The sequence below is a fragment of the Yersinia alsatica genome, from assembly GCF_902170305.1.
GTDB classification, from domain to species: Bacteria; Pseudomonadota; Gammaproteobacteria; order Enterobacterales; family Enterobacteriaceae; genus Yersinia; species Yersinia alsatica.
The window spans coordinates 191,803-208,822 of the sequence record NZ_CABHWW010000038.1 but is presented as its reverse complement, the minus strand read 5'-3'; the positions used below and the strand labels follow the sequence as shown (position 1 = coordinate 208,822).

Here is a 17,020-nt window from a genome sequence, read left to right as displayed (position 1 = left end):
ACAAACGAGAAAGTCCCGATAAACCTCGTTAAGTGAGTGATTCGGGTAACCAATCTGCCGGGTAAGAAATCAATCCATGGCTCTGCGGGGCGTGATAATCTGGTAGTACAACGTGTTTTTCTTCTGGGAATGGAGTTCACTATGATTCGCTTCGCTGTCATTGGCACCAATTGGATCACCGCGCGCTTTGTCGATGCTGCCCACGAAAGTGGCAAAATGAAACTAGTGGCTGTTTACTCTCGCAAATTGGAGCAAGCGGAACAGTTTGGCGAGGATTATAACGTTACTGAATGCTTTGATAATCTTGAAGCAATGGCAGCAAGTGATCAGATTGATGCGGTGTATATCGCCAGCCCGAACTCCCTACATTATCCTCAAGCTAAACTGTTCCTCAGCCATAAAAAACACGTTATTTGCGAAAAATCATTAGCTTCCAACTTGGCAGAAGTCGCAGCCTTGGTGGCCTGCGCCCGCGAACACCAAGTGGTGCTGTTCGAAGCCTTTAAAACTGCCTACCTACCTAACTTTATGCAAATAAAGCAGTCACTGCCGCGCGTGGGTAAATTACGTAAAGCCTTTATCAATTTCTGCCAGTACTCTTCGCGTTATCAGCGCTATCTGAATGGTGAAAATCCCAATACGTTTAATCCGGCATTTTCTAATGGCTCGATAATGGATATCGGTTACTACTGTCTGGCCAGTGCCTTGGCTTTATGGGGAGAGCCAAAATCCGTGCTGGCAAGCGCGAGTTTACTGCCGAGTGGTGTTGACGCGCACGGTACGGTTTGCCTGAATTATGGCGATTTTGATGTGGTTATTATCCACTCGAAAGTCAGCCAGTCTGATATCCCTAGCGAAATTCAGGGAGAGGATGGCTCACTGGTGATTGAAAGTATCTCTGAATGTCTCTCTGTGGCCTTTACGCCACGCGGTAGCCATTCACAAGACCTGACGCAACCTCAGCACATCAATACTATGCTGTATGAAGCTGAGGTTTTTGCCAATCTGGTGGAAAATAAACAGGTGGAACACGATGGTTTACAGCTCTCCTTGCTGACATCACGTATTCAGACGGAAATTCGTCGTCAGACCGGCGTTATCTTCCCGGCAGATACCCAGCCACTGGCAATATACTCAAAGTAATTGGTGTTGCAGGTCGGCAGCAAGTGAGCAAATCCCGACAAACCAACCCAATAAGTCATGCGGGTATTGAGTCTGCCGGGAGACTATCTGAACACGGCTAATCCCCTGTATGGCTTAAAGTTCGAGGGAATAGTTAATATTTTGTTTCAGTGATTGACCCGCAGGCCGTTTTCAATTATTTTTGCGCGGCAAAGGGGAGTAACTTCATTGCCGGTCTGCCGTCATTACGGTGCGAAAGCACCCGGTTACCGGGCAACCTCATTAATGTATTAGCACCTGTTCGGGCTTTTACATCAATAGAGTTGTAAGTGAGACCTTGCCGGAAGGCGAGGTTTGCTTGCAGCTCAATCATAGCGGCTAGCGTCTTCCGACGTTGGCCGTTTTGTTTTTATGAGGTTCCTTAATGATGAATACCGTGGGTACTCCTTTACTGTGGGGGTGTTTTGCTGTTGTGGTGACAATTATGCTCGCCATCGACTTGCTGTTGCAGGGGCGTCGTGGCTCACAAACCATGACACTGCGTCAGGCGGCCTGCTGGTCACTGGTGTGGGTGAGTTTATCTTTGCTGTTTAACGCCGGTTTCTGGTGGTATCTGGCCGAAACTATGGGGCGTGAAATTGCCGACAAGCAAGCATTGGCCTTCCTCACCGGCTATCTAATTGAGAAAGCACTCGCCGTCGATAACGTCTTCGTCTGGCTGATGCTATTTAGCTATTTTGCTGTTCCTGCCAACTTGCAGCGCCGGGTACTGATTTACGGTGTGCTGGGCGCGATTGTGCTGCGTACCATTATGATTTTCGCTGGCAGCTGGTTGGTGTCGCAGTTCAGCTGGATCCTGTACCTTTTTGGTGCCTTCCTGCTGTTTACTGGTATCAAAATGGCAATGGCAAAAGAGGACAACACGCCGATTGGCGACAAGCCGCTGGTACGCTGGATTCGTAATCATCTGCGCATGACCGACGAGTTGCATGGCGACCGTTTTACGGTGCGTAAAAACGGCCTGCTCTATGCCACTCCGCTGGTATTAGTATTAATCTTGGTTGAATTGAGCGATGTAATTTTTGCCGTGGATAGCATTCCGGCCATCTTCGCGGTGACGACCGATCCCTTTATCGTGTTGACCTCTAACCTGTTTGCCATTTTAGGTCTGCGCGCTATGTACTTCTTGTTAGCGAACGTCGCTGAGCGTTTCTCAATGTTGAAGTACGGTCTATCGGTTATTTTGGTCTTTATTGGTATCAAAATGATGATTATCGACCTGTTCCATATCCCTATCGGCATCTCATTAGGTGTGGTCGCGAGCATTCTGGCTCTGACATTGATTATTAATGCTTGGGCAAATCATCGTGCAGACCGTCGCTCAGTAGCAGATAAAACCCCACATAAATAGTACGGATAACGAGATAATATAGTATACGGGGTAACCATTACCCCGTATTTATCTCGCCATCTTTACTCTCAGCCAAATGTTATTGCGATCACATAAATGTAAACAAAATGTTATGCAAATTTGATCCACATTGTATTTTGCTGATTGACTCTTTCCTGCTCAATAGATTCCCTTATACTGTTAAAGCAAACACACACAGTTACAAATAATATTAAGTTACCGGTGTGAGACTAAACACTGAGCCACGTTCCGGCTCATGCATTGATCGGCTAAAAATAAAACAAGTTTAACTTGGGAAGAGGCATCACTAGAAAACTATGGAAAAGACACAATCTGGTTTTATCGGATTTATTATCCGCGGCAGTTTGGTTAAACAGATTCTGGTCGGCTTGATTGCCGGGATTATTTTAGCCTTGGTATCAACCCAAGCGGCACTGGCTGTCGGTTTGTTGGGCTCGCTATTCGTTGGCGCATTGAAAGCCGTCGCGCCGGTTTTGGTTTTGATGCTGGTGATGTCCTCAATTGCTAACCATAAGCAAGGCCAAAAAACCAGTATCCGTCCTATTCTGTTCTTGTATCTGTTGGGGACATTCTCTGCGGCGCTGGTTGCCGTGGTGGTCAGCTTTATGTTTCCATCAACCTTGGTATTAGCCACCCTCAATGCGGACATCACTCCGCCAACAGGGATTGTTGAAGTACTAAAAGGCTTGCTGAACAGCGTGATAGCAAACCCGATTAATGCTCTGCTTAATGCCAACTATATCGGGATTCTAGCTTGGGCTGTGGGGCTGGGTATTGCCTTGCGTCATGCAGCAGATACCACCAAAGCATTGATTACTGATATGTCAGATGCCGTCACCAAAGTAGTTCGTGTGGTTATCCGCTTCGCACCGCTGGGTATTTTCGGCCTAGTATCATCCACCATGGCAGAAACGGGCTTTGGCGTATTGCTGGGCTATGCGCAACTGCTGGTGGTGCTGATTGGCTGTATGTTATTAGTCGCATTAGTGGTTAACCCACTGATTGTTTTCTGGAAAATCCGTCGCAATCCTTACCCGTTGGTATTTGCTTGCTTGCGTGAAAGCGGCGTTACCGCCTTCTTCACCCGCAGCTCAGCCGCGAACATCCCGGTTAATATGGAAATGTGCAAGAAGATGAACTTGCACGAAGATACTTACTCCGTTTCTATTCCGTTGGGTGCCACCATTAACATGGCCGGTGCCGCGATAACCATTACCGTGCTGACACTGGCGGCGGTTCATACCTTAGGTATTGCGGTGGATCTGCCAACTGCCCTGCTGTTAAGTGTGGTTGCCGCAGTCTGTGCTTGTGGCGCATCTGGTGTTGCTGGTGGTTCGCTGCTGTTGATTCCGCTGGCTTGCGGTATGTTCGGTATTCCAAACGAAGTGGCAATGCAGGTCGTTGCTGTTGGTTTCATTATTGGTGTGTTGCAGGATTCTGCCGAAACCGCGCTGAACTCCTCAACCGACGTGCTGTTCACCGCCGCAGCCTGTCAGGCCGACGATGCGCGATTAGCAAATCCTGATCCGCTAGCAAGCCGTAAAAGCGCCTAAATTTATAGATAAGTCTGACATACGGGGGCTTATGGCCCCCGTTTTCATTGAGTGATATCTTCTTTCGCGACTTTCTTTTCAACCCGGAAAGGGTCTATCCCTTTTAATTGCAGGCGGCGGAAGCGAATAATATTAAAACCGTTGAGCAGCAAGAAACTACCCTCAATCAATGAACCACCAATAGACCCCAACCAAACGTTATGGATAACCCAGCATACGGTGGATATCCACATCACACAGCGAGTCGTCAGCCCAGTAGTGCGAAACAGTGCCCAGGTACTGATTATCGTGCCAAAAATCGGCAATATTTCCACCCCGTGTTGCATACGCCAGAGCCCAAAAGCCAGCGTCAGAATGATGAATACCATCATTGCGATGTTACTGCGGGTTTTGGAGGCCACCAGATTGCGCAGCGCATTCAGCATGGCACTGCTGCCGGCGGCACTGGCTCCCATGAGGAAGAAATGGCAGCCAATAATGGCGCTGTAGGCAGAAAGTTGCAGTCTAAAACGACGCTCATCACGGTTGAAGAACATGGTGATACCGACAAAAAATGCCAATACACCAATAGATTGAGCAAACCAATAGAAAGTCATGGTGGGTCCTGATACGTACTGAGTCTTACATGATTAATAACACAAACGGTGTTTTATTCATAAAAAATAAAACACCGTTTCATATTAATCAAAAAGTATGACTTTTACAAGGTGACGCCACTTTTAAAGATAGCCAGCTCGCGGAAGTCATTCACTTCATTGCGCGCCGGTTTACCATTAGCAATCTCGACGATCAGCTCGACAAACTCAGTCAGCAATGTGTCCATTGAGGTGCCGTGAATCAGTTTACCGGCATCGAAATCAATCCAATGCGGCTTTTTAGCCGCCAGTTCACTGTTGGTTGCCAGTTTCACTGTGGGTACAAAGCCGCCATAAGGTGTGCCGCGCCCAGTACTGAACAACACCATATGGCAACCTGCACCCGCTAAAGCACTGGTTGCCACGGCATCATTACCCGGCGCACTGAGTAAATTCAGGCCAGGGCGTTGCAAGCGCTCGCCATATTTCAACACATCGACCACTTTGCTCTGACCCGCTTTTTGGGTGCAGCCCAAGGATTTTTCTTCCAATGTGGTGATCCCCCCCGCTTTATTGCCCGGTGATGGGTTTTCATAAATCGGCTGATTGTGGGCAATAAAATACTGTTTGAAATCATTGACCATACTGACGGTCTTTTCAAAAGTCGCTTCATCACGGCAGCGGCTCATCAGGATCCTTTCCGCGCCGAACATTTCCGGCACTTCCGTCAGAACCGAAGTCCCACCATTGGAAATAACATAGTCGGAGAAACGCCCCAGCAGCGGGTTAGCGGTAATCCCTGATAAACCATCAGAGCCGCCACATTCCAAACCAAACTTCAGTTCACTCAACTTGCCCGCAGTCCGTTTATCATTGCGCATCACCTGATACAGCGCGCGCAGATGCTCCAGACCCGCTTCAACTTCATCATCCTGCTGCTGGCACACCATAAAGTGCACGCGATCTTCATCAACTTTGCCCAACGTGGTTTGGAAAACGTCGACCTGATTGTTTTCACATCCCAGCCCAATCACCAGCACCGCGCCAGCATTAGGGTGGCGCACCATATTTTGCAGCATGGTGCGGGTATTTTCATGATCCTGACCCAGCTGTGAACAGCCAAATGGGTGGCTGAACAGATAGACGCCATCAATACCTTCAGCATCTTGTGTTTCTTTCAGGAAACGCTGCTGGATCTGCCGGGCAATACCATTGACGCAACCGACAGTCGGAATGATCCACAATTCATTACGGATCCCGACATCTCCATTGGCGCGACGATAGATTTGGACTTCGCGATCAGCCATTTGCGGCGGCAAATCGCTAAATTCCGGCTGATACTGATACTCATCCAGATCACTAAGATTGGTTTTGGCATTTTGCGAATGGATATGTTCGCCAGGCTGGATCAAGGTTAGTGCATGGCCGATCGGCAAACCATACTTAACGATCATTTGCCCAGGCTCGATAGCCGTTAACGCAAATTTATGACCACGCGCCACCGGCTGAGCCAACTTAACGCTAAACTCGCCGATTTCCAGAACGTCATCGGCGGCCAAGTCTTGCAGTGCGACAGCGACATTATCCAACGGGTGAATTTTTATAATACTTTGCATAGTTAAACCTTTAGCTGTATGCCACGACTGCCGCTCTCATACCGCGATCTATGATAGTTTGCAGTTGTTCTGTTACTTGATTTGCCAGTTGCGGCACAGCTGTCAGATCCTGCCCCCAATGGGCCGCATCAGACAGTACGCTGTTAACCAACTCAGCCAGCGCGATATCACCGTGCTTTACACCACTCCACAGGGTTGAAAAACGCTCCAGCCAATGGGCATCATCCTGTAGTGGATAGGTTTGACCATCACGCTCACCACGATAAAAGGCGATCAGCGCAGCCAGTGCAAAGGTCAGACGCGGCGGCAACTTGCCTTGCTGCTGCTGATAAGTCAGCAACTGAGGCAAAATGCGAGTGCGGAATTTTGTCATACCATTCAAGGCAATAGACAGCAATTGGTGCTGAATGAACGGGTTGCGGAAGCGACTTAATACCGCCTGAGAGAATGACAACAGCTCGTCTTCAGGTAAGTCCAATACCGGAACAATCTCTTCAGTAATGGTTTTCTCTACGAAACTGCTGATTTGCGCATCGTCCATGGTCTGGCCGACAGTATCTAACCCAGAGAGGTAAGCGACCGGCACTAACGCGGTGTGCGCGCCATTCAGAATGGCAACTTTGCGTTCTTTATAAGGTTTGATGTCATCAACAATACGGACATTCAGATCTAATTTATCCAGACGAAGCTCTTGTGCCAATTCTTTTGGCCCTTGGATAACAAACAGATAGAAATATTCGGCGGTATCCAGGAAGCTGTCTTGATAACCCAGCTCAGTTTGCAGCGCAGCAACCTCATCACGAGGGTAACCCGTCACGATGCGGTCAACCAATGTTGAACAGAACCTGTTGTTTTCAGTCAACCATTGAGTGAATGCAGCTGGCAGTTGCCAATGGCTGGCATAACGCAGCACCAGTTCACGCAGTGCTTCGCCGTTATAATCAATCAATTCACACGGTAGCAGCACCCAGCCTTTATCCGCAGCACCATTAAAATGCTCAAAACGTTCGAACAGCAAACGTGTCAATTTAGCTGGGAAGGAGCTTGGCGGCGCATCATTGAATTGGTCCGCTTCATTCCAGGCAATCCCCGCTTCAGTGGTGTTCGAGAACATAAAGCGAATATTGGCATCACGTGCCAGCGCCAGATATTCATCAAACTGGCGGTAGATATTGATTTCGCGGTTAACCGAGCGGATCAGGCGAGATTCACGCACTGCTTCACCCTGCTCATTCAAACCGCGGATCACCGCAGTATACAGGCCATCCTGAGTACTGAGTGAAGGAGGGAAATCTGTGTCTATCGGGCGGATCACCACGATCCCGGCATTCAGATCGGTATGCTCATTGAGTAAATCAATCTGCCAGTCGACAAAAGCACGCAGGAAGTTACCTTCACCAAATTGGATGATTTTGTCAGGGTGGCTACGGCCAGGAAAGTCACGACGGTTCAGGGTTTGCATCAGGGTTCACCTCATAACGCATACAGCCGTGGACCTATCATTACTGACAGTCCGTGCTTTGCAGACAATCCTTTCTTTGCAGAGAGGTTTTACCGCAGCGCAGCCAGGCGTTAATAAACAATAAGTTAAAGTTACACAGAGCCGGTAACCGGCCCTGTTATTCGTTCTTTGGATATATCGCTAAATCGGTTTGGGCTATTACAGCTCGATGGCGAAATACTGCTTGGCATTATCAAAACAGATGTTTTTCACCATTGACCCCAACAACTCAATATCTGCTGGAGCCTCGCCATCTTCGACCCAGCGACCAATCATCTGGCACAGAATGCGGCGGAAGTATTCATGGCGGGTATAGGACAAGAAGCTGCGGCTATCAGTCAGCATGCCGACAAAACGGCTCAATAAGCCCAACTGTGCCAACTGGGTCATTTGACGTTGCATGCCATCTTTTTGGTCGTTGAACCACCAGCCGGAACCAAACTGCATTTTCCCAGCAGCACCTTCACCCTGGAAGTTACCGACCATGGTGCCGATCACTTCGTTATCACGTGGATTCAAGCAGTAAAGAATAGTTTTTGGCAGAGCATTACGCAGACCCTGCGCATCCAGCAGACGAGACAGAGGCTGTGCCAATGGCTGGTCATTGATAGAGTCAAAGCCAATATCCGGCCCTACCAGATTGAACATGCGGCTGTTGTTATTCCGCAGTGCGCCGATGTGATACTGCTGCACCCATTCACGGCGGTGATATTCACCAGACAGGAAGAGCAATACCGCGGTTTTAAACTGAGCGGCCTCTTCAGCGCTTGGCTGATTACCGGCCAGACGACGTGCCAGAATGGTATCCAGAGTGGCTTCGTCAGCTTCACCGTAAACCACCACATCCAATGCATGGTCAGAAACTTTACAACCGTGGGCGGCAAAGTGATCCATACGTTTGTTCAGGGCAGTACAGAGATCAGCAAAGCGGCTGATGGATGTATCGGCGGCCGCTTCCAGACGTTGCATATAGTCGTTGAAACCCGCAGCTTCAATATTGAAAGCTTTGTCCGGGCGCCAGCTTGGCAATACTTTAATGTTAAAGCTGCCGTCAGCGGCAATGGCTTTGTGGTGACGCAGGTCATCAATAGGATCGTCTGTGGTACCGACCATTTTGACATTCATCTGCTGCATGATGCCGCGCGCCGAGAAGTTGTCCTGAGCCAGTAATTCGTTACCGCGCTGCCAGATTTCTTCTGATGTTGCCGGGGATAGCAGCTTGCCTGTAATACCAAATGGGCGGCGTAATTCAAGATGCGTCCAGTGATACAGCGGGTTGCCGATAGTATGAGGAACCGTGGCCGCCCAAGCTTCAAACTTCTCGCGGTCACTGGCATCGCCAGTACACAGACGTTCTGCTACACCATTAGTCCGCATAGCACGCCATTTGTAGTGGTCACCTTTCAGCCAGATGTCATACAAGTTCTTAAAGCGGTAGTTTTCTGCGATCTGCTCAGGGGGTAAATGGCAGTGATAATCAAAGATCGGCTGATCTTTTGCATAGTCATGATACAGACGACGGGCGAATTCGGTGTCGAGCAAAAAGTCTTCGGTCAAAAACTGCGCCATATTAGGTTCCTCACTTGAGTACATCTTAGAGTACTGCTTTCTGTTATCGCGAAGTTATCACACCAATTTCATCTATCGTCCAGCATTTTTTATAGATAGAGATCGCAAAAACCTAACAAAAAGAACAAATACTCAACATTTATAGTCTATTTAGCCCCTTGCGGCACTAAGTCTGTCGGGTTCTATTATTCCCTAATTGAAAAGTGGTTTTTGTGATATCACTCAACTTTTAAATCTGTATGACAAGTTATTGTTGCGTCGCCATCAGTCATCTCATCCGCACGATTTAAATAAACGCGCTGATTTGGCCCAAATGGGATATCAAAATGAGGCCGTACCAGCACTACGGCCTCAAATAGCAAGGTAACCCAAAGCAGTTGAAGCTACCGACGGAATTTCAGCCTCAACTCAATTATGAAGACACGACCCAAAGTAATTGGTGTTGCAGGTAGGCAGCAAACGACTGAATCCCGGGGAGCTGACTTTAGTCAGTGACTCGGGTGAATGAGAGCAGCTAACAACGCTGCAACGTCAATTAATAAGGGTCATGGCCACCGCATGCACAGCGATGTCGGATGGACCAAATTGCGCCATGAAACGTGACGACAGGCTACGTTTCATGGCAGTAATCTTAGACTGGGAGAAAGTTATAAATGATGCGTAAAATTAAAGGCTTACGCTGGTACATGATCGCTTTGGTCACCGTCGGCACCATATTAGGTTACTTAACACGTAACGCTATTGCTGTTGCAGCACCGACGTTGCAAGAGCAGTTACATATCACCACACAACAATATTCTTATATTATTGCCGCTTATTCTGCTGCTTACACCATTATGCAACCGGTAGCTGGTTATGTTCTGGATGTCATGGGCACAAAAGTGGGTTATGCCATGTTTGCCGTTATGTGGGCCATATTCTGTATGAGCACCGCATTGGCCAGTAGCTGGGGTGGTCTAGCTATCGCCCGTGGCGCGGTAGGTATGGCAGAGGCTGCTATGATCCCTGCGGGTCTGAAAGCCAGTAGTGAATGGTTCCCTGCGAAAGAGCGTTCTATTGCCGTGGGTTATTTCAACGTTGGTTCCTCTATCGGCGGCATGATTGCTCCACCATTAGTGGTATGGGCTATTGTGATGCACAGCTGGCAGATGGCATTTATCATCACCGGTGTGCTTAGCCTGATTTGGGCAATTGCCTGGTTAATCCTCTACAAACACCCGAAAGACCAGAAAAAACTGACTGATGAAGAACGTGAATACATCCTCAGTGGTCAAGAAGCACAGCACTCCACCGCTAACGCTAAAAAGATGTCTGCAATGCAGATTATCCGTAACCGTCAGTTCTGGGGGATTGCTATCCCACGTTTCTTGGCTGAACCGGCCTGGGGGACATTCAACGCCTGGATCCCACTGTTCATGTTTAAAGCTTATGGCTTTAACCTGAAAGAGATCGCCATGTTTGCCTGGATGCCAATGCTGTTTGCCGACTTAGGCTGCATCTTGGGTGGTTACCTGCCGCCGTTATTCCAGAAATACTTCAAAGTTAACCTGATTGTTTCCCGTAAGTTAGTGGTAACTATGGGTGGCCTGTTGATGATTGCTCCGGGAACCATTGGTCTGTTCACCAGCCCTTATGCCGCTATCGCACTGCTTTGTGTGGGTGGTTTTGCGCACCAATCACTGTCTGGGGCACTGATTACCTTGTCATCCGACGTCTTCGGTCGTAACGAAGTGGCAACCGCCAATGGCTTGACGGGTATGGCGGCCTGGACTGCCAGTACCATGTTCGCCCTGGTGGTGGGTGCTTTGGCAGATACCATGGGCTTCAGCCCGCTATTCGCTGCACTGGCTGTATTTGATGTGTTGGCCGTTGTGGTTATCTGGACAGTGCTACAAAACCGTCCAGCCGCAGAACCGGCTATCGACCCGATTCAACAATCTCCGGCCGGACAGAATTAATCACCATGTCTGTATCCGATAGATTTCAAATTGCAGGTTGATGGCTGAAAAATCCAAATTAGTTGATATAAATCAATTAACTGGGTTAATAAGATTCATCAATACTGCTGCAACTTGCAAGATAACGGAGATATGGCCCGGCAATGATTTGCCGGGCTTTTTTTATATACCCTCTTTGCACCTTATTTACCGCACTTTTTCCATCACAACTGTGATAGCAATGACTAGAACCCAATTGGGATAAGTGGTATAACAAGTCCAATTGTATCTCCTTCGGGATATAATGCCTTCCAGACAAAATGAGTCGCTAAATCTACGATCTCAATTGATCCCAAGAGCCTTAATCATGGAATTCACAGAAACCAGACGGTTGTACCAGCAGTTAGCCGCAGAGTTAAAGCAGCGCATCGAAGCGGGTGTTTACCCGGTAGGCGATAAATTGCCTGCAGAACGCTACATTTCCGAAGAAATGAATGTCAGCCGAACCGTGGTCCGTGAAGCGATTATCATGTTGGAAGTGGAAGGTTACGTCGAAGTGCGCAAAGGCTCCGGCATCCATGTGATGTCGAATAAGCAAAAGCACTTGGTGATGCCCAACCAGGGCATTGAGTTCGCCACTGCTGGTCCTTTTGAGCTATTGCAAGCGCGTCAGTTGATCGAGAGTAATATTGCGGAATTTGCTGCTACACAAGTGACTCGGCAAGATATTGTGCAATTAATCGAGATCCAAAAACATGCGCGGCAAGAAGATCGTTTCCGCGACTCACAATGGGATCTGAAATTTCATGTACAAGTTGCTCTGGCGACGCAAAATACTGCCATGGCCACGATTGTCGAAAAGATGTGGAGCCAGCGGGTACATAACCCTTACTGGATCAAGCTGCACGAGCATATCGATGATAAGTCGATGGAGAGCTGGTGCGAAGATCACGATAGGATCCTTGAAGCACTGATGCGTAAAGATCCCTATGCCAGTAAACTGGCTATGTGGCAACATCTGGAAAATACCAAACAGATGCTGTTCCGTGCCACTACAGATGATTTTGAGTTTAATGTGGACCGCTATCTATTCACAGAAAATCCGGTTGTTAATCTCGATATCCCTAAAGAACTTAGCGCGACAAACAAACAGCAAGCGGACGACAACAGCAAGGCCGATACTTACCCTCTACTGCGGTAGTTCACAGGGGAGAGAAACCAGCACTATTCTTTCTCTTCCCTGCAAATTTATGCCGCGTTGTGGTCAGTAAATGTTGGCTTCTGTCAGCAAATGTCAGCATTAGGCCTTTTTTTAAACTACCGCTTAAAAAACACTCAATTAGCCGCTATATTTCCCTGTTTCATATCTCGCTATTTTGCTAAAGTGGCAGCACTTTTTTATTTGTATGCTTGGGGAGCGAAACGCAAATACATGCGCTGGTTGTTTGCTCTGTTTATTGCAGTGTCGTGCTGGGTCGGTTCCGTTTCCGGCAGCCTGCTATCGCCTACGCATTCACCCGTAACCTTATCTGCGCTTGACTGCCACTATTCCAGCCACACATCGTCATCCGTAAATGGGTTTTCGTCATACCTGCATCTACAAAAGAAAAGCCTCTATTCGCAATTGCGTCTGATGGGTGTCCCCGTCAAAAAGACCGCCATAAAAAACCGACTGGGTGCGACAAACTTTAGCGGTTCTGCTAATCCTTCCCTCGCCAATAACAACTGGCTTGGTAACCCCCATCTGGCAATGTCTCGCAGTAGCAGGGCGGATGAAATCTACAAACAGCCGCGGCAATCATTGCCACTGCTGAAGTACTCCAACTGGATATTCCATGTATCGGCACAGCAAAATCGTGTGGGTGGCTGGAAAGAGAGTAATACTCAATATAGCGGGATGCTTACCTACCACCGTTTGGCATGAGAACTTCTTGGTTGAGTCATTGCTGAAGTCACGCAACAAGAAGTAAATTTACTGCTAGATATCAGCGAATTGGTTTGTTCTACGTGCCTGTTGGTACCTTTATCAAAACCATCGCTTAAACACGAAAAACCATCAGATACCGTTATAATCGTGTTTATATCCATAACGATGCATACAACAAACAATGACGTTTTAGGAATACCAGATGGATATCATGAAAGAACTCTTACATGCTTTATGGGCACAAGACTATGAGACGCTGGCGAACCCATCTCTGGTCTGGGCCATTTACATCCTGCTGTTTGTGATACTTTTTCTGGAAAATGGCTTGCTTCCAGCAGCCTTTTTACCTGGCGATAGCTTGCTGATTTTAGTTGGCGTGCTGATTGCAAAAGGTGCCATGAGTTTCCCGATAACACTGGTGGTATTAACCACCGCAGCCAGTCTTGGGTGCTGGGTCAGTTATATTCAGGGGCGATGGCTGGGGAATACAAAAATCGTGCAGGGGTGGCTATCCCATCTGCCAGCTCATTACCATCAACGCGCCCATAACCTGTTCCATCGCCACGGGTTATCCGCGTTGTTAGTTGGCCGTTTCCTGGCATTCGTGCGCACCTTGTTACCAACAATTGCTGGGCTTTCCGGCCTGAGCAATGCCCGTTTTCAATTCTTCAACTGGATGAGTGGCCTGCTGTGGGTCTTGATCCTGACCACCATGGGCTTTGCCTTTGGTAAGACCCCAGTATTCCTGAAATACGAAGATGAAGTCATGTTCGTCTTAATGTTGCTGCCTTTGGCACTCTTGGTGATCGGCCTGTTTGGTTCTTTATATGTGCTTTGGCGCAAGAAAAACGCAGCCCCGGTTGAAGACAAAAACAAAGGTAAGCCAGAGTGATCAACCTCAGGGGCCGTTTTGGCCGCCCGGTCTGGCACTATCTTATTCTGCCAGTTACGGTTTTGTTGCTGGCAGCGCTGTTGTTTACGCCGATCATCATGCGCACAGAAAGTGCCCTGAAAATTCGACCTAATCAGCAGGGGCTGTCTTTACCCGATGGGTTTTATCTCTATCAACATCTCGACCAACGTGGGATTCGCATCAAAAGCATCACCCCAGAGAATAACAGTCTGGTGGTGAGCCTGGAGTCTCCGGAGCAACAAACAGAAGCCATTGAAGTTTTGCAGGATATCCTGCCAAGTGGCTATGTTATTGTCTCGAGCGAGTCAAAAAAACGTCAGCGCTTATTGCCGGCGTTCAGAAATAACCTACAAAACGTAGGGTAATTTCCATTGCGGGGAGTTAACTTCCCGCATTCATCCTTTCTTTATTACCCTTTTATTCTGCTGATATATGATTAATCTATAAAAAATCCCGTAGTAAACTTGGGTATCACATCATTCAGCGCTATGCTTAGTCATTCACGGCAGCCTATTTCACCCTGATTCTTGCTGTAAAAGGAAGCAATACTATGTTGTTACGTACCGTTTTTTCGCTACGGGCCTTTCTCCTGTTGGTGTTACCTGTTATCGCGTTTGGTAGTGTTGCCCAGACGAATGAATGCGACACCAAAGCCAAAGAAATCCAACAGCAGATTGATTATGCCAAACAACATGGCAACACCCGCCGCGCCGCAGGTCTTGAAACAGCCTTGAAAGAAGTGAAAAATAATTGCACTGTTGAAAGCCTGAAAGCTGAGCGGCAGGAAAAAATCAAAGAAAAGCAGCGCAAAGTCACTGAGCGGAAACAAGAGCTAAAAGAGGCTCAGCAAAAAGGTGATGCTGACAAAATTGCCAAGCAACAGAAGAAATTAACGCAAGCACAAGCTGAGCTAAAACAAGCTCAGGCGCAAAAGTAGCGACTCCATATTTAAATACAGTTAAATACACAAACAGTGAATTATTTGGAATTTATTAGGATTATTAACCTATCAACTACCAGAGAAATTCACTAGATTAGGTATTCACCTCAGCTATGTTAAGGAGCTATTACATGCCACAAGATAAAACCTCTGAACATTTACGCGCCGAACTTAAGTCCCTGGCGGATACTTTGGAAGAAGTATTGCAATCTTCGACCGATAAGCCGAAAGCTGAGCTCGATAAGCTGCGGGCTAAGGCAGAAAGCGCGTTGAAAGACACCCGCGAGCGTCTGAGTGAAACTAGCGATAGAATCGCTGCCCAAACCAAAGAAATTGCTGATAAAGCCGACAATTATGTCCATGACAATCCGTGGCATGGCGTGGGTATCGGTGCCGCAGTTGGCGTGGTGCTAGGCGTTCTGTTGTCTCGCCGCTGATTATGGCTGAACTTCCTCAAACTCAGGGCCCCGGCAAAGGGGTCCTCGATACTGTTCAGCGCATCGCCACCATTGTCGTTGGCATGGTTGAAACCCGTGTCCGTCTGGCCGCGATTGAACTGGAAGAAGAAAAAGCAACCCTGATTCAGTTGCTGATGATGGCAGGGATTACTCTGCTACTCACTGCTTTCGGTTTAATGAGCCTGTTAGTATTAATGATATGGGCGATTGATCCTGCCTATCGTTTAATGGCATTGGGATCGACAACGGCAGTGCTATTAATACTGGCGATAATTGGTTTCATCTGGACACTCGCCAAAGCGCGCCGCTCCACTTTGCTGGGTTCTACCCGTAAGCAACTGGAAATAGACCGCGAATTATTGGAGAAAGAGCGTTGAGCCGCCGTCAATTAGCACAGGAGAAAGCCGCATTGTTACAGGAGATCCAGCAGCAACGTCTGGATCTCGCTAACAGCGCCGCGCATTGGCTTGAAGTCACCGCACCTTATGATCGTGGCTGGGCGAAAATCGTCGGTATGCGAAAATATTTGATGGTTGGCTCGAGCATAGTAGCGCTGTATGGCATCCGTCACCCCAGTAAGTTAGTCCGCTGGTCACGTAGAGCTGTCAGTATATGGGGCACTATCCGATTGTTTAGAAGCACTTTTTTACTACGTTAATGCCCACCAAGACTGTTCCGGTCGCCGCTATACACTGATATTTAATACCAGCAGAATTTCACTCAGCCTGCTCTCTGCGGGTTCCCGCTATAAGCAGGCTTTTATTTTCTGTCATTTCAGTTTTTTTGATGGAAAACGACAGTTTTACTTGCTAACAACTTCTCAACTTCTCGACTAACATTCTCCCATCAACTCAGGGCGTTTGTGGAAAAAACCTCCACAGACAACCACATACAGATATTTTTATTATCTATTAACGCCCGCAGATGCCAGGCATTAATACAAACAACTTTTTGGAGAAGTCGTCGATGAACAAATTACAAGATACTGGCCTGTTGGTAGCACGCATTCTGATGCCAATTCTGTTTATTGTTGCCGGTTACGGCAAAATGGGTGATGCCTATGCCGGTACCCAACAATATATGCAAACAATGGGTGTCCCGGGCTTCTTCCTGCCACTGACTATTTTGTTGGAATTTGGCGGCGGTTTAGCAATTTTGTTTGGTTTCCTGACCCGGACTACCGCGCTGTTCACTGCCGGTTTCACCATTTTGACCGCCTTGATCTTCCACACTAACTTTGCGGATGGCGTTAACCAACTGATGTTCATGAAAAACCTGACCATCGCTGGCGGTTTTATTGTACTGGCTGTCGCCGGCCCAGGCGGTTTCAGTATCGACCGTCTACTGGGTAAAAAGTGGTAAGTCCTTTTATATCGACTATAAATACCCAAAGCCATTGGAATTGCAGCTAGGCAGCAAATGAGAAAAACCCGATGAGCTGACTCAGGTCAGTGATTCGGGCTAGTGAGAGCAGCTA

General features: G+C 47.9%; 18 protein-coding genes. 13 read left to right on the top strand and 5 right to left on the bottom strand.

Features of this window, described 5'->3' with window-relative positions:
* Window positions 1-141 precede the first annotated feature (141 nt).
* On the top strand, window positions 142-1,143 hold the full coding sequence (locus FTA96_RS22330) for a Gfo/Idh/MocA family protein (RefSeq protein ID WP_050110346.1): 1,002 nt from the start codon (window positions 142-144) through the stop codon (window positions 1,141-1,143).
* Between the two features lie 175 nt (window positions 1,144-1,318).
* Here FTA96_RS22330 and FTA96_RS23360 read toward each other — a convergent pair whose 3' ends face one another.
* Window positions 1,319-1,495 (bottom strand): hypothetical protein, encoded by a 177-nt coding sequence (locus FTA96_RS23360; RefSeq protein WP_155410784.1) that lies wholly within the window; start codon window positions 1,493-1,495, stop codon window positions 1,319-1,321.
* A gap of 51 nt (window positions 1,496-1,546) precedes the next feature.
* On the opposite strand from FTA96_RS23360, the gene FTA96_RS22325 reads away from it, so the two are divergent.
* Both FTA96_RS22325 and sstT read left to right on the top strand, forming a co-directional pair.
* Entirely contained in the window at window positions 1,547-2,533 is a 987-nt protein-coding gene (locus FTA96_RS22325) for a TerC family protein (RefSeq protein ID WP_050110347.1), read from the top strand.
* A 317-nt stretch (window positions 2,534-2,850) separates the two neighbouring features.
* On the top strand, window positions 2,851-4,107 hold the full coding sequence (sstT, locus tag FTA96_RS22320; protein ID WP_050134171.1) for a serine/threonine transporter SstT: 1,257 nt from the start codon (window positions 2,851-2,853) through the stop codon (window positions 4,105-4,107).
* Window positions 4,108-4,151: 44 nt separating this feature from the next.
* Here the strand turns inward: sstT and FTA96_RS22315 are convergent, their stop codons facing one another.
* The 4 genes from FTA96_RS22315 to uxaC form a co-directional block, all read right to left on the bottom strand.
* Window positions 4,152-4,703, bottom strand: coding sequence for a YgjV family protein (locus tag FTA96_RS22315; RefSeq protein WP_145574903.1), 552 nt, complete (start codon window positions 4,701-4,703; stop codon window positions 4,152-4,154).
* Window positions 4,704-4,807: 104 nt separating this feature from the next.
* On the bottom strand, window positions 4,808-6,298 hold the full coding sequence (locus FTA96_RS22310) for a UxaA family hydrolase (RefSeq protein ID WP_050110350.1): 1,491 nt from the start codon (window positions 6,296-6,298) through the stop codon (window positions 4,808-4,810).
* 10 nt (window positions 6,299-6,308) lie between these two features.
* Window positions 6,309-7,760, bottom strand: a complete 1,452-nt coding sequence (locus tag FTA96_RS22305; protein ID WP_050134167.1) for a tagaturonate reductase — start codon at window positions 7,758-7,760, stop codon at window positions 6,309-6,311.
* 198 nt (window positions 7,761-7,958) lie between these two features.
* Window positions 7,959-9,368 (bottom strand): glucuronate isomerase, encoded by a 1,410-nt coding sequence (gene uxaC, locus FTA96_RS22300; RefSeq protein WP_050110352.1) that lies wholly within the window; start codon window positions 9,366-9,368, stop codon window positions 7,959-7,961.
* A gap of 653 nt (window positions 9,369-10,021) precedes the next feature.
* On the opposite strand from uxaC, the gene FTA96_RS22295 reads away from it, so the two are divergent.
* The 10 genes from FTA96_RS22295 (at window position 10,022) to FTA96_RS22250 (ending at window position 16,905) form a co-directional block, all read left to right on the top strand.
* Window positions 10,022-11,326 (top strand): MFS transporter, encoded by a 1,305-nt coding sequence (locus tag FTA96_RS22295; protein ID WP_072077428.1) that lies wholly within the window; start codon window positions 10,022-10,024, stop codon window positions 11,324-11,326.
* Window positions 11,327-11,672: 346 nt separating this feature from the next.
* A complete protein-coding gene (exuR, locus tag FTA96_RS22290) occupies window positions 11,673-12,506 on the top strand; it encodes a transcriptional regulator ExuR (protein ID WP_050110353.1) in 834 nt (277 codons plus the stop codon).
* Between the two features lie 231 nt (window positions 12,507-12,737).
* Entirely contained in the window at window positions 12,738-13,229 is a 492-nt protein-coding gene (locus FTA96_RS22285; RefSeq protein ID WP_145574901.1) for a hypothetical protein, read from the top strand.
* 205 nt (window positions 13,230-13,434) lie between these two features.
* Entirely contained in the window at window positions 13,435-14,124 is a 690-nt protein-coding gene (locus FTA96_RS22280; protein ID WP_050110354.1) for a DedA family protein, read from the top strand.
* Window positions 14,121-14,510, top strand: coding sequence for an EnvZ/OmpR regulon moderator MzrA (mzrA, locus tag FTA96_RS22275; RefSeq protein WP_050110355.1), 390 nt, complete (start codon window positions 14,121-14,123; stop codon window positions 14,508-14,510). The genes FTA96_RS22280 and mzrA overlap by 4 nt, the downstream gene beginning before the upstream one ends.
* Window positions 14,511-14,695: 185 nt before the next feature.
* Window positions 14,696-15,082 (top strand): DUF1090 domain-containing protein, encoded by a 387-nt coding sequence (locus FTA96_RS22270; protein WP_050110356.1) that lies wholly within the window; start codon window positions 14,696-14,698, stop codon window positions 15,080-15,082.
* A gap of 134 nt (window positions 15,083-15,216) precedes the next feature.
* Window positions 15,217-15,522: a DUF883 family protein gene (locus tag FTA96_RS22265; RefSeq protein WP_050110357.1), complete on the top strand. Its 306-nt coding sequence runs from the start codon at window positions 15,217-15,219 to the stop codon at window positions 15,520-15,522.
* A 2-nt stretch (window positions 15,523-15,524) separates the two neighbouring features.
* Window positions 15,525-15,920 carry a phage holin family protein gene (locus FTA96_RS22260; protein ID WP_050123265.1) on the top strand — a complete coding sequence of 132 codons (396 nt, stop codon included), beginning with the start codon at window positions 15,525-15,527 and terminating at the stop codon, window positions 15,918-15,920.
* Window positions 15,917-16,201, top strand: a complete 285-nt coding sequence (locus FTA96_RS22255; RefSeq protein WP_050110359.1) for a YqjK-like family protein — start codon at window positions 15,917-15,919, stop codon at window positions 16,199-16,201. Before FTA96_RS22260 ends, FTA96_RS22255 begins: the two co-directional genes overlap by 4 nt.
* Before the next feature lie 308 nt (window positions 16,202-16,509).
* Complete coding sequence (locus FTA96_RS22250) at window positions 16,510-16,905, top strand: DoxX family protein (protein WP_050123259.1); 396 nt, start codon at window positions 16,510-16,512, stop codon at window positions 16,903-16,905.
* Window positions 16,906-17,020: the final 115 nt, after the last annotated feature.